Origin of the sequence: Streptomyces sp. NBC_01217 (genome assembly GCF_035994185.1) — a bacterium.
Taxonomy (GTDB): Bacteria; Actinomycetota; Actinomycetes; order Streptomycetales; family Streptomycetaceae; genus Streptomyces.
Genome location: NZ_CP108538.1, coordinates 3,648,470 through 3,664,302 on the forward strand (window position 1 = coordinate 3,648,470; position 15,833 = coordinate 3,664,302).

The 15,833-nt window shown below is 72.2% G+C and carries 13 protein-coding genes; 7 read left to right on the forward strand and 6 right to left on the reverse strand.

The genetic code is table 11. The annotated features are described in order from the left end of the window. The first annotated feature begins 305 nt into the window (after positions 1–305). Together OG507_RS15970 and OG507_RS15975 are read left to right on the forward strand one after the other, a co-directional pair. Positions 306–551, forward strand: a complete 246-nt coding sequence (locus tag OG507_RS15970) for a type II toxin-antitoxin system Phd/YefM family antitoxin (protein ID WP_327367864.1) — start codon at positions 306–308, stop codon at positions 549–551. Continuing rightward, on the forward strand, positions 548–922 hold the full coding sequence (locus tag OG507_RS15975) for a type II toxin-antitoxin system VapC family toxin (RefSeq protein WP_327367865.1): 375 nt from the start codon (positions 548–550) through the stop codon (positions 920–922). The genes OG507_RS15970 and OG507_RS15975 overlap by 4 nt, the downstream gene beginning before the upstream one ends. 91 nt (positions 923–1,013) lie before the next feature. On the opposite strand, the gene OG507_RS15980 is transcribed toward OG507_RS15975, so the two are convergent. Next, positions 1,014–3,599 (reverse strand): ABC transporter permease, encoded by a 2,586-nt coding sequence (locus OG507_RS15980; RefSeq protein ID WP_327367866.1) that lies wholly within the window; start codon positions 3,597–3,599, stop codon positions 1,014–1,016. Beyond that, positions 3,596–4,384, reverse strand: coding sequence for an ABC transporter ATP-binding protein (locus OG507_RS15985; RefSeq protein ID WP_327367867.1), 789 nt, complete (start codon positions 4,382–4,384; stop codon positions 3,596–3,598). Before OG507_RS15985 ends, OG507_RS15980 begins: the two co-directional genes overlap by 4 nt. Positions 4,385–4,905: 521 nt before the next feature. Here OG507_RS15985 and OG507_RS15990 point away from each other — a divergent pair. From OG507_RS15990 to OG507_RS16000, 3 genes are all read left to right on the forward strand, one after another. After that, positions 4,906–6,387, forward strand: a complete 1,482-nt coding sequence (locus OG507_RS15990) for an MFS transporter (RefSeq protein WP_327371991.1) — start codon at positions 4,906–4,908, stop codon at positions 6,385–6,387. Positions 6,388–6,598: 211 nt separating this feature from the next. Further along, on the forward strand, positions 6,599–7,003 hold the full coding sequence (locus OG507_RS15995) for a DUF485 domain-containing protein (RefSeq protein WP_327367868.1): 405 nt from the start codon (positions 6,599–6,601) through the stop codon (positions 7,001–7,003). Next, positions 7,000–8,625: a sodium/solute symporter gene (locus OG507_RS16000; RefSeq protein WP_327367869.1), complete on the forward strand. Its 1,626-nt coding sequence runs from the start codon at positions 7,000–7,002 to the stop codon at positions 8,623–8,625. The genes OG507_RS15995 and OG507_RS16000 overlap by 4 nt, the downstream gene beginning before the upstream one ends. Before the next feature lie 37 nt (positions 8,626–8,662). Here OG507_RS16000 and OG507_RS16005 read toward each other — a convergent pair whose 3' ends face one another. The 3 genes from OG507_RS16005 to OG507_RS16015 form a co-directional block, all read right to left on the reverse strand. Next, the gene (locus OG507_RS16005; protein WP_327367870.1) at positions 8,663–9,562 is read right to left on the reverse strand and encodes a cellulose-binding protein; all 900 of its coding nucleotides are present in this window, start codon (positions 9,560–9,562) and stop codon (positions 8,663–8,665) included. 184 nt (positions 9,563–9,746) lie between these two features. After that, a complete protein-coding gene (locus OG507_RS16010) occupies positions 9,747–12,098 on the reverse strand; it encodes an SUKH-4 family immunity protein (RefSeq protein WP_327367871.1) in 2,352 nt (783 codons plus the stop codon). Positions 12,099–12,103: 5 nt separating this feature from the next. Then, on the reverse strand, positions 12,104–13,081 hold the full coding sequence (locus tag OG507_RS16015) for an SMI1/KNR4 family protein (RefSeq protein WP_327367872.1): 978 nt from the start codon (positions 13,079–13,081) through the stop codon (positions 12,104–12,106). A 302-nt stretch (positions 13,082–13,383) separates the two neighbouring features. Between OG507_RS16015 and OG507_RS16020 the strand changes: the two genes are divergently transcribed. Both OG507_RS16020 and OG507_RS16025 read left to right on the forward strand, forming a co-directional pair. Next, on the forward strand, positions 13,384–13,908 hold the full coding sequence (locus tag OG507_RS16020; RefSeq protein WP_327367873.1) for a YwqJ-related putative deaminase: 525 nt from the start codon (positions 13,384–13,386) through the stop codon (positions 13,906–13,908). 10 nt (positions 13,909–13,918) lie between these two features. Further along, positions 13,919–14,452 carry an SUKH-3 domain-containing protein gene (locus OG507_RS16025; protein WP_327367874.1) on the forward strand — a complete coding sequence of 178 codons (534 nt, stop codon included), beginning with the start codon at positions 13,919–13,921 and terminating at the stop codon, positions 14,450–14,452. A gap of 58 nt (positions 14,453–14,510) precedes the next feature. On the opposite strand, the gene OG507_RS16030 is transcribed toward OG507_RS16025, so the two are convergent. Next, complete coding sequence (locus OG507_RS16030) at positions 14,511–15,827, reverse strand: sensor histidine kinase (RefSeq protein WP_327367875.1); 1,317 nt, start codon at positions 15,825–15,827, stop codon at positions 14,511–14,513. Positions 15,828–15,833: the final 6 nt, after the last annotated feature.

Below are 15,833 nucleotides of genomic sequence, written 5' to 3' on the forward strand. Positions count from 1 at the left end.
GGGCACGGGGGCGTGCCCGGCCGTGTCAGCTTGCTGCACGGACCACGGCAGCTTTGTGCAAACGCCCCGGCCACAGCGTCCGAAAAGCGGCCCGGGCCATACCCGTACGGACAAGGATCCGGCCCCGGACCCTGTCCGCGGGTCAAGGACGTCCCGCCCTGCGCCGTTTTCGCTCCGCCGGTCACTGCCCGGTGTATCGGGCCACCGTGTGCGCGCCCGGGCGAGGGAACGCCGTTGCCCGTGCGGTGGCGCCGGAGCTACCCTTAGTCCGCACCTAGTCCGATCTCGTTCCCTGTGAGGCAGTCGTGGAAGCAGCGCGGCAGTACAACGTGCACGAGGCCAAGACCCACTTCTCCCGGATACTGCAACAGGTCGAGACCGGTGAAGAGGTCGTGATCAGCAGGGCGGGCAAGCCCATCGCCAAGGTCGTACCGCTGCATCCGAAGGTCGACCGGACCGACTACGGGGTGCTCCGGGGGCAGATCCACATCGCCGAGGACTTCGACGACCTTCCCGACGACATCGCCGATGCCTTCGGGATGCGCGGATGAAACTGCTTCTGGACACGCGCGTCGTCCTGTGGTGGCTGGACGCCTCGCCCGAGCTGTCCAACGACCTGAAGGACCTGTTGCGTACCGAACCCGAGGTGTACATCAGCGCTGTGACCCCGTGGGAAATCGCAATCAAACAGGGCCTCGGGAAGCTGGAGGGCTCCGGAGACCTCGCTGAACGCGCGCGGGACATGCAGTTCACCACACTGGCCATCACCGCGGCACACGGCGTTCGCGCCGGACGCCTCCCCCAGATTCACCGAGACCCCTTCGACCGGGTTCTCGTCGCGCAGGCCCAGCTCGAAGCGATGACACTCGTCACCCGCGACAAGTGGATCCCCAAGTACGACGTCCCCGTCATGCCCGCCTGACATCGGCACCGGACACGGATCCGGCCCCCGGGGTGTTTGGAGGAACACCCCGGGGGCCGGATCCGTCATCCTACGTCGGCCGTCGCTCCCGCTATTCCGTGGCGATCGCGTTCAGAACGTTCATCCTGCCCGCCCGGAACGCCGGGACCAGCGCCGCGAACAGGCCCACGAAGGCCGAGGCGACGAAGACCGTGAGGATCGTCGGCCACGGGATCTCCAGGACACCGAGGCCCTCCAGGGCCAGCAGCTTCTGGGCCGCCGTGCCCCAGCCCATGCCGAGGCCCAGGCCGAGCAGGGCGCCGAAGACCGCGATGACCACCGACTCCAGGCGGATCATCCGGCGCAGCTGGCGGCGGGAGAGGCCGATGGCGCGCATCAGGCCGATCTCGCGGGTCCGTTCGACCACCGACAGGGCGAGGGTGTTCACCACACCGAGCACCGCGACGATGATCGCGAGGGCCAGCAGGCCGTAGACGATGTTCAGCAGCTGGCCGATCTGGTCCTTCAGCTGCTGCTTGAAGTCGGCCTGGTTCTTCACCTCGTACTGCGGGTACTTGACGAGGGCGTCCTTGAGGGCGGCGTACGCCTCCTTCTCCTTGCCGTCCGCGGCCTTGGCGAACATGATCATGTTCTCCGGCAGGGTGTCGGCGGGGACGTACTTCGCGGCGGTCGCGATGTTCATGTACATCGCGCCCTTGTCGATGTTCACGTCGTCCGAGGTGATCGCGGCGACCTTCAGCTTCGCGCTCTCACCGCCCTTGAACGCGACGGTGATCCGGTCACCGACCTCGATGTGGTGGCGGGTGGCGTAGCCGTCGCCGACGGACATGGCGTCCTTGCCGTAGGCGTCGGCCAGGTTGCCGGAGACGGTCTCGCGGCGGACGTCGTCCTTGTACGTCGGATCGGCGGCGACCAGGCCCTCGTCCTCGGTGGAGCCGTCGGGGGCGGTGAGCTTGGCGTCGACGACCTTGTAGCTGGTGAAGTGCTCGATGTCCGGTGCGGATTCCAGGGACTTGACGGCCTGGTCCACGATCAGGGTGGGCACGCCGCCGGTCGCCTGGACGATGAAGTCCGCGCCGACCGACTTGTCGAGTTCCTCGGTGGCCGAGGCGACCATGGAGGAGCCGACGACCGAGAGGCAGGCCACCAGGGCGAGGCCGATCATCAGGGCGGCGCCGGTCGCTCCGGTGCGGCGCGGGTTGCGCAGGGCGTTGCGCTCCGCGAGCCGTCCGACGGGGCCGAACATCCGCAGCAGGACCGCGCTGAGCACCCGGACCACGAAGCCGGCCAGCAGCGGGCCGATCACGATGAAGCCGATCAGGGTGAGGACCACGCCGGCGCCGAGGAAGAGCGAGCCCTCGCTCGCCTTGTCGGCCCGCGTCGCGGTGTAGAGCGCGGCGCCTCCGCCGAGGGTGAGGACCAGTCCGATCGCGGCCCGGACCCGTCCGGCGCGGCCGTCCGCCGGAGTTCCGGCGTCGCGCAGGGCGGCCATCGGGGAGATCTTCCCGGCCCGGCGGGCGGGGATGTACGCGGCGACGACGGTGACGACGATGCCGAGCGCGAGGCCGACCACCGGGGTCGTCCAGGCGACCGTGAGGTCCTTGGTGGACAGGTCCATGCCCATGGCACCCATGAGCTTCATCAGGCCGACGGCGAGGCCGACCCCGGCTCCGACGCCGAGGACGGAGCCGAGGATTCCGAGGAACAGCGCCTCGATCAGCACGGACCTGTTGACCTGCCTGCGGCTGGAGCCGATGGCCCGCATCAGGCCGATCTCACGGGTGCGCTGGGCGACCAGCATCGAGAAGGTGTTGACGATCAGGAAGATGCCGACGAGGAAGGCGATCCCGGCGAAGCCGAGCATCGCGTACTTCATGACGTCGAGGAAGGAGCCCATCGAGTCCTTGTTGGCGGCCGCGGCCTCCTTCTGGGTCTGGAGCTTGTACGCGGAGGTGTCGCCGAGCGCCGTGGCGACGTTCCGCTTCAGCTGGGCGTCGGTGACGCCGGAGTCGGCGGTGACGGAGATGAGGCTGAAGACGTCGGGCCTGCCGAGCAGCTTCGTCTGCGCGGTGGCGGTGTCGAAGTAGACGATCGCCGCGCCGGGGTTGGTGACCTTGAAGGTGGCGATGCCGCTGATCTTCGCGTTGATGTCGCCGGTGGCGGCGATGGTGCGCAGCTCGTCGCCGATCTTCAGATGGTGCTTGTCGGCGGTGTCGGCGTCGACCATGACCTCGGTCGGGCCGCGCGGTGCGTGGCCGGAGGTGATCTCCATCGAACGCAGGTCGTTCTTCGTCCAGTTGCCCGCGATCGTCGGGGCACCCGTCGTCGAGCCCATGTTCTTGTCGTGGCTGTCGACGACGGTGACGGACATGCTGGTGACCGCGCCCTCGGCGGCCTTCACACCGGTGGCCCGGCCGACCTGCTCGACGGTCGAGGCGGGGAGCGTGACGGGCTTGCCGTTCTGCGGGAGCTGCTCGTCGTCCTCGGCGCTCCTGGGGCTCACGGTGACATCGGCCGATGTCGCGGCGAAGAGCTTGTCGAACGTGGTGTTCATGGTGTCGGTGAAGACGAGCGTGCCGCACACGAACGCCACCGACAGCAGGACCGCGACGGCGGAGAGCGCCATGCGTCCCTTGTGCGCGAAGAAGTTGCGCCTCGATGTCTTCCAGACGGTCATGAGGTCCGCCCGCGCGCGTCGAAGTCCTTCATGCGGTCGAGGACCTGGTCGGCCGTCGGGTTCAGCATCTCGTCGACGATGCGTCCGTCGGCGAGGTACAGCACCCGGTCCGCGTAGGAGGCGGCGACCGGGTCGTGGGTGACCATGACGATGGTCTGGCCCAGCTCGTCGACCGACCTGCGCAGGAAGCTCAGCACCTCGGCACCGGCCCGCGAGTCCAGGTTTCCGGTGGGCTCGTCACCGAAGATGATCTCCGGCCGGGCGGCGAGCGCCCTGGCCACCGCGACGCGCTGCTGCTGGCCGCCGGAGAGCTCGGTGGGCCGGTGCTTCAGCCGCTCGGCGAGTCCGACCGTCTCCACGACCTGCCGCAGCCAGGCCGCGTCGGGCCTGCGGCCCGCGATGTCCATCGGCAGCGTGATGTTCTCCAGCGCGTTGAGCGTCGGGAGGAGGTTGAACGCCTGGAAGATGAAGCCGATCCGGTCGCGGCGGAGCTGGGTGAGCTTCTTGTCCTTGAGCCCGGTGATCTCGGTCTCGTCGAGGTAAATCTGACCCGAGGTCACGGTGTCCAGGCCGGCCAGGCAGTGCATCAGGGTCGACTTGCCGGAGCCGGAGGGGCCCATGATCGCCGTGAACTGCCCGCGGGCGATGTCCACATCGACATGGTCGAGCGCGACGACCCGGGTCTCCCCCGTGCCGTACGCCTTGACGACCTGCCGCGCTCGCGCAGCGACGGCCGTACGCCCTCCAGTACCCCCGTGCCTGGGAATGGTCACAGCCGTTGTCACGTTTTTTCTCCTATGTCGGTGAGCGTGTGGGTTGCTGCGGTGTACGTGTGAAGTCTGGTGCGGCGAGGGGGTCCGGCGCGCTGGTGCCCGGCGCAGTCTTCGGGTGGGGTTTTCCCCACCCCGTCCCCTGTGGTCAGCCGCTTTTCGCGGTGTAGGAAAACAGTAAGGAGCGGGCCCCCGCCCTCACGTCCTCCGCCGGGAGGAACCGCCCCTGGGCAGAACTGAGGAGTGTCCCCTAGGGGTCTCGGCCCCCGGGTGGAGACCCGTATCGGGGACTGGACCCATGGGTGCACACCCGGCGCGCCCGGAGGTCCTGCGCCCCGTCCGCCGGCAGCGCCCTCCCCGCCGGGACCCCCGGGTGAGACAGTGTCCCGAGGAAATACGTGCAAGGGGAAGGAATCTTGGTGAGCGGCGCGGGCGGCAGTGCGGGCGGCAGTACCGAAGCGGTGTCCGGGCCAGGGGCCGCCCCGGCGCCCTCCCCCGTGGTGCCGCACAGGCGCGGCCCGGTGGTCGCCGCCCTGATGCTCGGGATGGCCCTTTCGGCCATCGACGGCACCATCGTCTCCACCGCCGTTCCGCAGATCGTCGGCGACCTCGGCGGCTTCTCCGTCTTCTCGTGGCTGTTCTCCGGCTATCTGCTGGCCGTGACGGTCACCCTGCCGGTGTACGGGAAGCTCTCCGACACCTTCGGCCGCAAGCCGGTCCTGATCGCCGGGATCGTCCTCTTCCTGTTCGGTTCGGTGCTCTGCGCCGCCGCCTGGAACATGGCCGCACTGATCGCCTTCCGGGTCGTCCAGGGCCTGGGCGGCGGCGCGCTGCAGGGCACGGTGCAGACCATCGCCGCCGACCTCTACCCGCTCAAGGAACGCCCCAGGATCCAGGCCAGGCTGTCGACCGTATGGGCCACATCGGCGGTCGCGGGGCCGGTGATCGGCGGGCTGTTCGCGGTGTACGCGGACTGGCGCTGGATCTTCCTGATCAATCTGCCGATCGGGGCGCTCGCGCTCTGGCTCGTCGTACGCCATCTCCACGAGCCGTCCCGCACCCGCCGGGCGGCCGGCGCGCCCCGCCCCCGGATCGACTGGGCGGGCGCGCTCGCCGTCTTCGCCACCGGGACGCTGCTGCTGACCGCGCTCGTCCAGGGCGGGGTCGCCTGGCCCTGGCTGTCGGCCCCGTCGCTCGGCCTGCTGGGCGCGAGCGCCGCTCTCGCCGCGCTGACCGTCGTCATCGAGCGTCGCGCCGCCGAGCCGATCATCCCCGGCTGGGTCTGGCGGCGGCGGACCATCGCCTCGGTCAATCTGGCGCTGGGCGCGATGGGGCTGCTGATGGTCGCCCCCACCGTCTTCCTGCCGACGTACGCCCAGTCGGTGCTGGGCCTCGGCCCGATCGCCGCCGGTTTCGTGCTCTCCGTGATGACGCTGAGCTGGCCGGTGTCGGCGGCGTTCTCCAACCGCGTCTACAACCGCATCGGTTTCCGCCGCACCGCGATCATCGGCATGAGCTGCGCGCTGCTGATCCTGCTCGCCTTCCCGCTGCTGCCGTATCCCGGCGAGCCCTGGCAGCCCGCCCTGATCATGCTGCTGCTGGGCGCGGCGCTCGGGCTGTTCCAGCTGCCGCTGATCGTCGGGGTCCAGTCGACGGTCGGCTGGGCCGAGCGCGGTACGACGACGGCCTCCGTGCTCTTCTGCCGCCAGGTCGGCCAGAGCGTCGGCGCCGCGCTCTTCGGGGCCGTGGCCAACGGGGTCCTCGCATCCCGGCTGGCCGCCGCCCCCGTCCCCGGGCTGCCGGGCGACCTGGACGCGATCTCGCACGCCCTGGACGACCCGGGCAGGCTCTCGGCGGCGGCGGACTATCTGCGCCGGGCCGTCGATGCCGCCGTCGACCATGTCTACCTGGGTGCCGCCGGGGCCGCGGCGCTCGCCCTGCTGGTGCTTGTCCTGATGGCCCCGCGCCGCTTCCCGGTCCTCGCGGAGGAATCCGGGAGCGACACCCCGGCGCCGTAGTCAGCAGCTCGTGTACGTCCGTGTCCCGATCCCGTAGCGGATGCCGCCTTTGGCCAAAACCTCATGCGACCGAGACATTACCGTGGGTAGTTCTGGCCAGACCCTCCCCAACTCCCGTACCCGCGAGTAATGTTCGCGCTTCCGACAGCACACCCGCACTCCTGCCTTGCCGTCCAGCCCAGGACCCGAGCCACGCAAGGAGCAGCACCAGATGTCGTACGGAAGCCAGCCCCCACCTCCGCATCAGCCCGAATACCTGCTGCCCTGGCAGAGTTCGCGGCCGGCACCGCCCCCGCCGTGGCCGGACCCGCCCGCGGCACCCGTGCCCGCCCCGGGACGCCACAGCGATCTGCGCCGGCTGCGCACCGCGTACCGGCTGCTGCGGCGCATCGCGACCCTGACCGCGCTCGGCTACTTCGTGGTCTTCCTGCTGCTCTCCGGATTCGCCGAGGACCTGATGGACCGCCCCCTGTCCGGCGGTCTCAACATCGGCCTGGCACTGGGGCTCTGTCAGCTGCCCGTGACGCTGCTCGCCATCGTCGTGTACGAGCGGACCGCCCGCAGCACGGTCGACCCGCTCGCCGCCCGGCTCCGAAGGGCGGGAGCGGCCCGGTGAACGGATTCGACGATTCCGCGCAGTCGATGTCCCTGGTGGCCTTCCTCGCCGTGGCCACCATCGCCCTGCTGCTCTGCGTGATGACCGGCCCGGACCGCGAGGACCTCGACGAGTTCTACACCGGCTCCCGCGCGCTCTCGCCCCTGCAGAACGGCCTCGCGCTCGCGGGTGACTACCTCTCCGCGGCCACCGTTCTCGGCACCACCGGCATCATCGCCCTCACCGGCTACGACGGGATGATCCTCGCGCTGAGCATCACCCTCTCGCTCGTCCTGCTGATGTTCCTGCTGGCCGAACCGCTGCGCAACACGGGCGGGTTCACCATGGGCGACCTGCTCGTGCGCCGCGCACCCGGCCGCGCGGTCCGCATCACCGCCTGCGCGGCCACCGTCGCCGCGCTCGTTCCGCTGATGGTCGTCCAGCTCGCGGGCACCGGCGATCTGCTCGCGTTCATCCTGGGGTTCGACAGCTCCGGATTCCGCAGCGGCGTCATCATCGGGCTCGGCATGCTGATGATCGGCTACGCGGCGATCGGCGGGATGAAGGGCACCGCGCTGATCCAGATCGTGAAGACCGTGGTCCTGTTCACCGCGGCGTTCACCATCGCCGTACTGATCATGAACCGGTTCGACTGGGACACCGGCGCGCTGCTCTCGGCCGCCCGGCGCGGCAGCGGCGCGGGGGCCGCGTATCTGCGCTCGGGGCTCCAGTTCGACGGCAGCGGACTCGACATGGTCAGCTCCGAACTGACCGTGGTGCTCGGCGCGGCCTGTCTGCCGCACGTCACCATGCGCATGACGAACGCCCGCTCCACCCAGGCCGTCCGCCGCTCGCTGTCCTGGGCGGTCGCCGTGGTCGCCGGGCTCTGTCTGCTGCTCGTCGTGATCGGCTTCGGTGCGGCGGCGCTCGTCGGCCATGCCCGCATCACGGCTGCCGGGGCCTCCGGGAACAGCTCGATCCTTCAGGTCAGCGGGGTGGTCGCGGGCGGTGGCCAGCTGGGCGCGCTGGTCGTCACGACGATGACGACGGCGATCTTCCTGACGCTGCTCGCCTCGGTCGCCGGAATGATCCTGGCCTGCGCGAACTCCCTCGCCCACGATCTCGTCGCCCATGGCCTGCACGGGGTGCGCGACCCGGACAGGGCGCCGCTGCCGGGCCTGTCCGAAATGCGTACGGCACAGGTCGCGGCGGTCGTCGTCGGACTGCTCGCCACCACGCTCGCCGTCGTGGCCCGGCACTGGAACGTACAGGCGCTGGCGGCGCTCTCGTTCTGCGTCGGTGCGTCGGCGCTGGCCCCGGCGCTCGTCTACAGCATGTTCTGGCGCCGCTTCAGCCGCACCGGGCTGCTCTGCACCCTGATCGTCGGCACCGTCACCGTCCTGGTGCTGATCACCGGCACCGACCTGGTCTCGGGCTCCCCTTCTTCGGTCTTCCCCGAGTACGACTTCAACTGGTTCCCGTTCACCACGACCGGCCTCGTCTCCATCCCGGCCGGCTTCCTGGCGGGCTGGCTGGGAACGGTGCTCGGCCGCCGCACGGCGGCGCGGGAACGACGCCGGTACGAGACCGAGGAACCCCGCATCCTGGCAGGCCCCCCACAGAAACCGACGACCCGCCCCTGAAGGCCCCGGCCGGTCCGGCCGGCGAGCCGCCCCGGCCTCAGTCCTCCGCCGGGTCCGGGGTCACCCGCCCGGTGAGGGCCGCGAGTGCGTTCCGTACATGTGTCATGTGCGCCCGGACCTCCTCGCGGCCCTCTTCGTGCTCCCGCAGGATCCGCTCCGTCTCACGGATCACCCGCTCCTCGCGGGCCCTGGCCGCCGCGATCAGCTCCGCGCCCTGCGCCTCGGCGTCCTCCTGGCCGTGTCGTACGGCCTCCTCGGTCTGCGCCAGCGCCCGCCGCGCCTCGGCCAGGCGGGCCTCCGCCCGCTCGGTCAGCTCGTCGTGGTGTGCGGTCTGCGCGGCCTGCGCCTCGGCCAGTTCGCGTTCGGCCGTCTGCCACCGCTCGCCGTGCTCCGTCTCCTGGTGCGCGAGGACGCTCGCGGTGCGGCGGCGTGTCCCGGCCATCACGGCCTCCGCCTCCTCCCGCATCCGCGCGGCCTCCTGCCGTGCCTCGGCGAGGGTCTCCTCGGCGGTGGCCGTGGCCGCCGTCAACGCCTGGTCGGCGTGGTTCCCGGCCGCCGCCCGCATCGCATCGCAGTCCGCGCGCGCCGACTCGCGGAGCCTGCGACCCACCGCGTCCGCCGCGTCCCGCAGCGCCTGCGCGGCTTCCTGTGCGGCGCCCCGCAGATCCCGGTCCTCGCTCTCGGCGAGCGCCAGGATCTGCCGGGCGCGCTCGCCCAGCGATTCGTAGGTCTGCGGGGCGAGCCCGGCAACGACCTCGCCCAGCCGGACCGACTCGGCCGAGAGCTCCTCCACCAGCGCGGTCAGCCGGGCCACCCGCTCCCGGGCCTCGTCCCGCTCCGCCGACAGGGCGGCCACGGTGCGGTCGACCTGCTCCGGACGGTAACCACGCCCCCGTACTCCGACGACGTCATACGCGGACACCGGTGCAGAACTCATCCCAGAAGCCTCTTTCCGACTCTCCGACCCAGTTGCGATACGTCAAGGATGCGGCAATTGACTCAGAAGTCGGAATCGTTTCGCTGCTTTCCGGACGGAAGCGACCGGCATCACAGCCCGCACACACGACGGCGCCCGGCCCCCTGTCTCGGGGTGCCGGGCGCCGTACGCGGAGCCTGCCGGGTCAGATCAGCCCGTCCCACATCTGCTCAAGGAGTACGGACCACCAGCTCTCCGGCGACGCCAGCGCCGCCGGGTCCAGCGCCACCAGCTGGGCCTGGAAATCGACCGTCCAGCGGCCCGCCTGCTCCGGGTTGAGCCCGAAGCGCAGCCGCCACATCCGGCCGAGCAGCGCCATCGAGCGCTGGAACTCCGGCAGCCCGGTGTTCACGAACTGCGGCGCCACCGGATGACTGTGCCCGCCCGCAGGGGAACCTGCCTCGACCGGTACGGCCACGATGTTCGCCGTGCCGTACTGGACACAGATCGCCCGCCCGAAGTCGGACCCCATGACGAGGTACGACCCCGCGTCGGGTGCGGCCTGCACCTGCCGCTGCGCGGCCAGCTCGGCCAGCGTCGGCACCACCGGCTGACCCGGCTGCGCCCAGAAGAACGGCCCGAAGTCGGCGGGCAGCCCCGCCCACACCAGCGTCCGTGCCACCGCCTCGGGCACACCCTGGCGGGACACCGCGCGCTGGTCGAAGCGCAGGACGCCCTGCGGCCCGAAGGTGTGCAGCATCTCCTCGGCGATGGCCTCCGGCGGCACCGGCGGCGCGGGCGGCATCTGCGGCAGCGGCGCCCGCACCGGCGCCGGACGCGCAGGGCCGTCCGCCACCTGGTGCAGCTCGCCCTGATGGGTGAGCAGATGCTGCATGCCCTGCTGGCGGCTGGCGTGATCGGTGCCGTACGGGGCGACGCTGGTGATCCGTACCTGCGGCCAGGTCTCGCGGATCATCCGCGCGCAGTAGCCACCGGGCAGCTCGCACGACTCCAGCTCGGTGTGCAGCTCGATGACCTGCTGCGGCGGCACGTTCATGGCCCGCAGCTCGTGCAGCATCTGCCACTCGGGGTGCGGGGTGCCGGGCGCCGAGCGGCGGATCAGCTGCTGCTCGCTGCCGTCGGGCGCGCGGTAGCGCAGCACGGCCTGGTAGCCGGGCCCGACGGTCGGCTGACCGGCCGGCGCCTGCGGATATCCGTACGCCGGGGAAGGCGGGGGCGGCGGGGTGTGCGGATTCGGCGGTACGGGGCCGGGGGCACCCCTCTGCGGCATTCCGGGCGGACCGGGCGGACCGGGCGGCTGCGGCGCCGACGGCCCGACCTGGCCGGGGCCCGCGAGCATCGTCGCGGCGTGGTGGACCCCGCCACCGGGCGGACCGGGAGGCGCCGGGGGCTGGGGCGCGCCAGGGGCTCCGGGCGGGCCCGGAGGCGCGGGCGGCTGGGGCGCGCCAGGGCCGCCCGGGCCCGGATCGGCGAGCATCGTCGCGGCGTGGTGCACACCACCACCGGGAGGTCCGGGCGGACCGGGAGGCGCGGGCGGCTGGGGTGCGGCAGGGACTCCGGGCGGGCCCTGCTGGGGGACGAGCTGCGTCGGCAGGTATCCGCCCGCCGGGGCGCCGGGCGCACCCGGTCCCGAGGGCGGCGGCACGGGCGCGCCCGGCCTGGCTCCCGGAGTGCCGGGGGCACCGGGCGGCGGCGGAGTGGTCTGGCCGCCCCCGCGCGCACCGCGCGGCGGCACGACGGCCTTGCTGGTGGCCGCGTCCGCTATGTCACCGGCGCCGGGACCGGGAGCACCCGGAGCATTCGGGGCGCCCGGTGCGGGTGTTCCCGGTGCGGGTGTTCCCTGTCCGGGGACGATCGCCGTCCGGGGCAGCCGGCTGCCGCCGGACATCAGGGCGGTCGGCGCATCGGCCGGTACCGCCGGCGGCGGGGTGCCGTCGTCGTCGGTGCCCGAGAGCGGCGGTGCGAACACCGTGGCCGGCAGGGGCACCGCACCCTCGTCGGAGCCCGCGTTGGTGTCGGTCCCGGCCCAGGGGGTGGACCCGGCGGGCACGTTCGGCGGGGATGCCGGGATGCCGTCGTTGGCGGTGGGCTCGTAGGCGACCGGTCCGCCCGCCGCACCCGCGGAGGGCCGAGGGGCGCCGTCCCGGTCCGCCCGGTGGTCCGGGATGCCCAGCTTGTCGGCCGCCTCCTGGAGCCACTGCGGGGGGCTCAGCAGGAAGGACGTCTGGTTCAGATCGATGCGCTGCGGCGGCTCCGGAGCGGCCGGTGCCGCGTCGAGCGCGCCGTACTCCTCCTCGTACCGCCGGATCACCTCGCCCACCGGCAGTCCGGGCCACAGGGTGGCCTCGCCGCTGTCCCTGGCGATCACCAGCCGCTGCCGGCCGCCGTCCGAGACCGGACCCTCGGCGCGGTCCTCGGCCCACACCACGAAGCCCAGCTCGAACTCCCGCACCCGCACCTCGCGGTGCTGGTACGCGGGCACATCACCGTTGATCCACTCGTCCGCGCGCTGCTGCGCCTGCGCAAAGGTCACCATCGCGCTCACCCCTCCACCGGGACGGCCCGCGCGAAGCCGCCGTCCACCATCAGGTTCGCCACGGTCTCCAGCTCCGGCGGATTGCCCGCCAGCCGCTGCAGGAATGCGTCGAAGTCGCCGCCGCACGGCAGCAGCAGCCGGTCCACCCGCTCCTGCACGTCCCAGCCGTCCTGGTCGCGGGCGTCGTCGTACGCGCAGAACCAGACCGAGCCGACGCCGTTGCCCCTCACCTTCACCGCGAGGATGCCGCCCTGGACGAAGCCGACGCCCAGGTAGTCCTTGGTGAGGTGGTCCCGCAGGCATTTGTTGACGTACACCAGGTCGTTCACGGCGGCCTCCTCGCGCACCGTGAAGAACGGCTGGTCGACCAGGAGACCGAGCTCCGCGTCGAGCGCCGCGCCGACGGGGGCCGAGCCGCCCGCCGCCTTGAGGAAGGAGCGGTACGCACCGGGCAGCCGGTAGCCGAGGTCCTCCTCGACGCCCAGGATCTGCTGCTCGCTCACCGCCACGGCGCCCTTGGGCAGCCGGAAGTGCGCGGGCCGGGTCTCCTGCAGCGGCCGGGTGCCGCGCTTGTTCTGGTCGACCGCGGTGGCGGCGAGACCGCCGTGGTGCCTGAGCAGCGCCTTGACCTCGACCGGGATCAGCTCCATGCGCCGGCCGCCGGGGACGTGGTGCCAGGTCCAGCCGTGCGGGGTGGCGACCGCGGGGATCGTGTCCCACAGCTCGTGGCCGCTCGCCGCCAGCGCCGCGTTGGCCGACACGTAGTCGGTGAGCCGCAGCTCGTCGACGCCGAAGCCCTGCGGGGGCTCGGCGATCTCCGCGGCGGCGCGCGCGTACGGCGCGAAGTCCGGGCTGCCGTTCTCGTCCATGCGCACACCTCTGGGGTGGCGGGACGCCCGGACCGGGTCCGGGAAATGCACGAGCTGCCCGGCGTAGGCCGCGTTCGGTGGCGCGGCTTGCTGCCCGAGCCGACCTGTCGTCATGGCGGTTGCCCCCTGCTGCGTCCGACTGGTGAGGACCGGCCTGCCCAAGGGGACGGTCCGGGCACAGCCTATGCGGTGGCGCAAGGGCTGGTCCCACCCCTGGTACCCGTTGGTACGCCTCGTCACGAACCGTCACAGCGGCGTGACGGACGAGCGACACTCCTGCCCCCGCCGCGCGACACGGAAGGGTGTTTGTCCGCCCCAGCTTCCCCACCAGCCCGGACATTTGGCAGGCTGTCACCGCAACTCGGGGGCGTGCACATCGCGCAGCTACCGCTGCGGGCACGGGAGGGAAAAGCACCATGCACAGCGCACAAACAGTCACATCCGGCGATCCGCGCCTCAACTGGAGCAGCACCGGGAGCGGCCACACACCCCGTCTGCACCACCGCCGCGACGGCATCCTGCCCGCGGTGGCCGCGGCGCTGTCCGTACGCGGTGAGACGCTCACCTGCACCGCGGGCAAGGGCGACCAGCCGCCCGTACTGCACCCGCTGGTCCAGGACTTCCTCGACACCCTCACCAGCGGCCAGCGCGAACGATTCACCGGCCGCTGCCCCGAGGCGATACTGCTCTCCCGGCAGCTCACCGCGACGGACGCCGGCCGCTCCAAGCGGGCCCAGCGCAAGCCGTTGACCAACGGCGAGGCCCGCCGCGCCCTGAAGCACTCGCGGCTCACCGCACGGCGCATCCGTGAGGACGGCGACCCGATGCACGGCAGTTACGCGCCGCCGTGCCGCTCCTGCGCGGCGATGCTCGCCCATTTCGGCGTGCGTCCCGTCGACCTCACCGCCACCGGGGCGGCGACCACCGCCGAGAAGGGCTGATCGCGCTCCGATGCACGACAGAACCGATCTACCCGAGCAGGCGGGCCCCGCGGACCGCGACCGCCATGCCACGACCCGTTTCCCCGTCGCCGTCGACGCCGCCCTGCGCGCCGCGGGCTGGCTGCCGGGCCGCTGGGACATCCGGCAGGCCGAGGGGTGGGCCGACGCGCTGCGCTCGCACGCCTCGCCCGCCGGCCATCAGCACGCGGTCTTCCCGGCGGCCGTGGAGGCATGGGCGGAGTTCGGCGGGCTGCACATCACCGCCTCCGCGCCGGGCCGGCAGATCGCACCGGCCGCGGTGCGGATCGATCCGCTGGGCGGGCTGCATCTCGCGCGCACGCTCGGCGACCTCGGCCGGGCGCTGGAGACCGAGGTCAGCCCGCTGGGCGAGGAGGGGGACGGGCAGGCGGTCCTCGCGATCGACATACAGGGGCGGGTGTACAGCATCGATCACACCGGGGACTGGTACCTGGGCCAGGACATCGACCAGGCGCTGGCGACACTGATCGGCGGCATCCAGCCGGAGCGGCTCGTGTCGGGCTGAGCGACCCGTTCCGGCCCGGGCCCGCCTCCCGGAACCGGCAACCCGTCCGGGCGCAGGATCAGGCCGTCCCCTGGGCCGGCAGTACCGCCGACACCCGGAAACCCCCCGCATCCGTCGGACCGGAGACGAAGACGCCGCCCAGCCCCAGCACGCGCTCCCGCATGCCGACGAGCCCGTTGCCCCCGCTCGGCAGCCCCGCGTCCGCCGTGGTCGCGTCCGACGGGCCGTTCTCCACCTGCATCGCGACTTCCGAGCCCCGGTGCGCGAGCCGCACCCACGTCCGCGCGCCCGCCGCGTGCTTGTGCACGTTCGTCAGGGCCTCCTGCACCACCCGGTACGCGGTCTGCTCGACCTCGGGGGCGTACGGGCGGGCCTCGCCGTCCACCGAGAGTTCCACGGTCATGCCGGCCTCCCTGGACTCCCCGACCAGGATCTCCACCTCGTGCAGCCGGGGCCCGTCCTCCACAGCGGCGGCCGCGGCGGCGGCGGCCGCCTGGCCGACCGCGGCGAGCGGCACCTGCGCTGCGGACCGGACCGCCGCGGGCTCCCCGCTCCGCAGCACCCCGAGCATCTCGCGGAGTTCTGTCAGCGCCTGGCGCCCCATGTCGCCGACCAGGGCCGCGTTCCGTACCGCCTTCGCAGGGTCCTTCGGAGCGACGGCCTGGAGCGCGGCGGCGTGCACCACCATCAGGCTGACCCGGTGGGCGACCACGTCGTGCATCTCGCGGGCGATCCGGTGGCGCTCCTCCCTGCGCGCCCACTCGGCCCGCTCCTCGGCCCGGTCGGCGAGCAGCGACAGCTCCCGCTCCAGCGAGTCCGCCCGCTCCCGCAGGCTCTCCATCAGCCGCCGCCGGGCCCCTATGTAGAGGCCGAACAGCACGGGCGGCGCGGTGAGCCCGAGCGACATGAAGAGGGAGAGCAGCGGTACGTACCAGTCGTCGCGTCCGAAGTCGGCCTGCGCCGAGACGCTCTGCCGCAGCCGTACGTACGTGACGATGAACGTCCCCGCGAAGGACATCCCCATCAGTACCGCGGTGATTCTTCGCGGCACATCGGAGGCGGCCAGCGTGTAGAGGCCGACCAGTCCCATCAGGAAACCCATCTCGGCGGGCGTCGTCGCGATCGACACCAGCACCACGGCGATGGGCCAGCGCCGCCGTACCACCAGGACGGCCCCCGCGAGCAGTCCGAACACCACTCCGACCGGCACCGGCAGCCCGGTGTCCCCGGCGAACTCCACCCCTTCCAGTGCGCATTCCAGCGCCGACAGGAGCGCGAGCCCCACGTCCAGGGCGACACCGCGCCGCCGTTCCCACCACCAATAGCCGCGGGTGGTCGTACCCGCGGCTTCCCGGTATGCCCCCGTTGTGGTCATGCCGTC

Bases quoted from the DNA above. Each gene is read 5' to 3' on its own strand.
- OG507_RS15975 (WP_327367865.1), top strand. From the start codon at position 548: ATGAAACTGCTTCTGGACACGCGCGTCGTCCTGTGGTGGCTGGACGCC.
- OG507_RS15980 (WP_327367866.1), bottom strand. From the start codon at position 3,599: ATGACCGTCTGGAAGACATCGAGGCGCAACTTCTTCGCGCACAAGGGA.
- OG507_RS15990 (WP_327371991.1), top strand. From the start codon at position 4,906: ATGCTCGGGATGGCCCTTTCGGCCATCGACGGCACCATCGTCTCCACC.
- OG507_RS15995 (WP_327367868.1), top strand. From the start codon at position 6,599: ATGTCGTACGGAAGCCAGCCCCCACCTCCGCATCAGCCCGAATACCTG.
- OG507_RS16005 (WP_327367870.1), bottom strand. From the start codon at position 9,562: ATGAGTTCTGCACCGGTGTCCGCGTATGACGTCGTCGGAGTACGGGGG.
- OG507_RS16010 (WP_327367871.1), bottom strand. From the start codon at position 12,098: ATGGTGACCTTTGCGCAGGCGCAGCAGCGCGCGGACGAGTGGATCAAC.
- OG507_RS16015 (WP_327367872.1), bottom strand. From the start codon at position 13,081: ATGACGACAGGTCGGCTCGGGCAGCAAGCCGCGCCACCGAACGCGGCC.
- OG507_RS16020 (WP_327367873.1), top strand. From the start codon at position 13,384: ATGCACAGCGCACAAACAGTCACATCCGGCGATCCGCGCCTCAACTGG.
- OG507_RS16025 (WP_327367874.1), top strand. From the start codon at position 13,919: ATGCACGACAGAACCGATCTACCCGAGCAGGCGGGCCCCGCGGACCGC.
- OG507_RS16030 (WP_327367875.1), bottom strand. From the start codon at position 15,827: ATGACCACAACGGGGGCATACCGGGAAGCCGCGGGTACGACCACCCGC.